Here is a 3247-nt window from a genome sequence, read left to right as displayed (position 1 = left end):
TGTATCGGCATTGTCAGGGTCATGGTGGCCTCCTTGCTCGCCAGACGACGAATGGGCGTGCGTCGTGTTTCCGGTGCTGTGTCGATCACCGATGCGACGCTGCTGCTCATCAAGCTCCTGGGCGTGACCTGCATGAGCGTGTCGAAAGCGGCACGGTCGACATCGAGGCCCGCTTCCTCCGCGACCTCGAGGGTGAGGTCGATCGGGAAGCCGTAGGTGTCGTGCAGCAGGAAGGCCTCGGGTCCGCTGAGCGTCTTCCCGCCGCCCTTCCTGGTCTCGTCGAGCGCGAGGTCGAGGATCGTCGAACCGGCGACGAGAGTGCGACGGAACGTCTCCTCCTCGGCGAAGGCGGACGACGACAGGACGGACCAGTCCTTCTCGAGCACCGGGTACGCCGACTTCATCGCGTCGCGCGAGGCGGCGAACAGCTCGGGGAACACGGGCTCGTCGACGCCGAGCAGACGCATCGCCCTGACCGTGCGGCGCATCAGACGGCGCAGGATGTACCCGCGTCCTTCATTGGAGGGGCGCACGCCATCGGAGAGGAGCATGAGCGAGGAGCGCACATGGTCGGCGACCACGCGGAAGCGCACGTCGTCCTCGTGCTGGGCGCCGTAGGAGCGGCCGGACAGCTCGATCGCGCGGTCGAGCACCGGACGCACCTGGTCCGACTCGTACATGTTCTCGACGCCCTGCTTGATGAACGCGACGCGCTCGAGCCCCATGCCGGTGTCGATGTTCTTCATCGGCAGCTCGCCGACGATGTCGAACTCCGTCTTGCCGCGGATGTTCTCGATGAAGTCCTGCATGAACACGAGGTTCCAGATCTCCAGGAACCTCGAGTCGTCGACGGCGGGACCGCCGTCCTTGCCATAGGCGGGACCGCGGTCGAAGAAGATCTCCGAGTCGGGACCGCCGGGCCCGGGCTGGCCGGTGTTCCAGTAGTTGTCCGCGCGTCCGAGGCGCTGGATGCGCTCGGGCTTCAAACCGATGATGTCGCGCCAGATCGCTTCAGCCTCGTCGTCGGTCTCATAGACCGTGACCCAGAGGTCCTTCTCATCGAAACCGAGGCCGCCGTCCGACTCGGAGCTGGTGAGCAGCTCCCAGGCGTACCGGATCGCGCCTTCTTTGAAGTAGTCGCCGAACGACCAGTTGCCCAGCATCTGGAAGAACGTGCCGTGGCGCGCCGTGCGCCCCACCTCTTCGATGTCGTTGGTGCGGATGCACTTCTGCACGTCGGCGATGCGCGGATGAGGCGCGGGCACGATGCCGGTGAGGTACGGGATCATCGGCACCATTCCGGCCACCGTGAACAGCAGAGACGGGTCGTCGCTGACCAGGGAGGCAGAGGGGACGATGAGGTGGTCGTTCTTCTCGAAGAAGTCGAGGTAACGCTGCGCGATCTCCGCAGTTTTCATGGGGTGCCGGGTGTCCTTGCGTGAAGATGCTGCGCCGAAGCGCGGCGATGGTTCAGTTCTTGCCCGGCTCCGTGAGCCGTGCCTCCTGCTCGCGGTAGGCGTCGCCGATGATCGCGGTGAACCCGTTGATGCGGGCATCGACCTCGGCCAGGATGTCGTGGCCGCGGGGGTCCTTATTCATGAAGTGCGCGGCGACGAAGCCGCCGATCACACCGATCAGGAACCACTGCATGCTCTTCATGACGTCATCCTTGCCCTTGACCCGCGAAGGCGCGGTGTCACCATCGTATGCGGAAACGACAGGAGGCGTCGGGAATCCCGACGCCTCCTGCCTGATTGCTCTATCGCTGGATCAGCGAGCTGCGTAGTACTCGACGACGAGCTGCACTTCACAGGTCACGGGGACCTCGGCGCGCTTCGGACGACGAACCAGACGCGACTGGAGCTTGTCGAGCTCGACCTCGAGGTAGCCCGGAACGGGGGGCAGAACCTCGGCGTGACCGCCGGCTGCTGCCACCTGGAAGGGCTCGGTGCCCTCGCTCTTGGCCTTGACGTGGATGAGCTGACCCGGCTTCACGCGGAACGACGGGCGGTCGACGAGCTGTCCGTCGACCAGGATGTGACGGTGCACGACGAGCTGGCGAGCCTGCGCGGTGGTGCGGGCGAAGCCCGAACGCACGACGAGAGCGTCGAGACGCATCTCGAGCAGCTCGACCAGGTTCTCACCGGTGAGACCGTCCTGACGACGAGCCTCGTTGAAGGTGTTGCGCATCTGCTTCTCGCGGATGCCGTACTGCTCGCGAAGACGCTGCTTCTCACGCAGACGGACGGCGTAGTCACTGTCTGCCTTGCGCTTGGTGCGGCCGTGCTCACCCGGAGCGTAGGGACGCTTCTCGAGGTAGCGGGCGGCCTTCGGGGTGAGAGCGACGCCGAGGGCGCGGCTGAGACGCACCTTGCGGCGGTCCTGGGACTTCGTGGTCACGAAGTTTTCCTTCCGATGACGTGGTCGCGTCTTTCACGACTCACGGACGTATCGTCCGCGTTCTGCCTTGGAGCGCACGCCGGGGCGCCAGCAAGGTGTGGTGTGAACGAGGAGATGCCCGAAAACTCGGTTTCGAGCCGCTCAAGTCTAACAGATCGCGGTTCTCCACCCGATCGGCAGGGTCAGCGGTCGCCGAGGATGCGGCGGATGCGCTCGAGTCGCGCCCCGATGTCGCGCTCCGCCCCGAGGTTCTTCGGCTCGTAGTAGTGCCGCCCGTCGAGCTCATCGGGCAGATACTGCTGCGGCACGATCCCGAACTCGCTGTCGTGCGAATAGACGTATCCCCGACCGTGCCCGAGGCGCTTGGCCCCCGGGTAGTGCGCATCCCGCAGGTGCAGCGGCACCCGGCCGAAACCGCCGGCACGGATGTCGGCGATGGCCGCGTCGATGCCCACGTAGGCCGCATTCGACTTGGCGGTGGTCGCCAGGTAGACCGTCGCTTCGGCGAGGGGGATGCGCCCTTCCGGCATGCCGATGAACGCCACGGCGTCGGCAGCGGCGACCGCGATGGCGAGGGCCTGCGGGTCGGCGAGGCCGACGTCTTCGGACGCGGAGATCACCAGACGCCGGGCGATGAAGCGCGGGTCCTCGCCCGCCTCGATCATGCGGGCGAGATAGTGCAGCGCGGCGTCGGGGTCGGAGCCCCTGATCGACTTGATGAACGCGCTGATGACGTCGTAGTGCTCGTCGCCCTGTCGGTCATAGCGCAGCAGCGCCTTGTCGACCGCCTGCGAGATGTCGTCGGCGGACACCTCCGGCACGCCCTGGCTCTCGGCCGCGTCTTCGG

General features: G+C 66.2%; 3 protein-coding genes and 1 pseudogene. All 4 read right to left on the bottom strand.

The window, feature by feature from the left end; all coding sequences use genetic code 11:
* Positions 1–1418, bottom strand: a 1418-nt coding sequence (gene alaS / locus KZA10_RS10350) for an alanine--tRNA ligase (protein ID WP_256934696.1), incomplete at its 3' end; no start/stop codon positions are given.
* A gap of 52 nt (positions 1419–1470) precedes the next feature.
* Complete coding sequence (locus KZA10_RS10345; RefSeq protein WP_017830547.1) at positions 1471–1659, bottom strand: hypothetical protein; 189 nt, start codon at positions 1657–1659, stop codon at positions 1471–1473.
* A gap of 111 nt (positions 1660–1770) precedes the next feature.
* Complete coding sequence (rpsD, locus tag KZA10_RS10340) at positions 1771–2400, bottom strand: 30S ribosomal protein S4 (RefSeq protein WP_017830546.1); 630 nt, start codon at positions 2398–2400, stop codon at positions 1771–1773.
* A 182-nt stretch (positions 2401–2582) separates the two neighbouring features.
* Positions 2583–3247 (bottom strand): annotated as a pseudogene (locus KZA10_RS10335) (replication-associated recombination protein A); the annotation flags it as partial.

Origin of the sequence: Microbacterium sp. BF1, assembly GCF_019279095.1 — a bacterium.
GTDB classification, from domain to species: Bacteria; Actinomycetota; Actinomycetes; order Actinomycetales; family Microbacteriaceae; genus Microbacterium; species Microbacterium maritypicum.
This window is presented reverse-complemented; position numbering and strand designations above follow the sequence as displayed.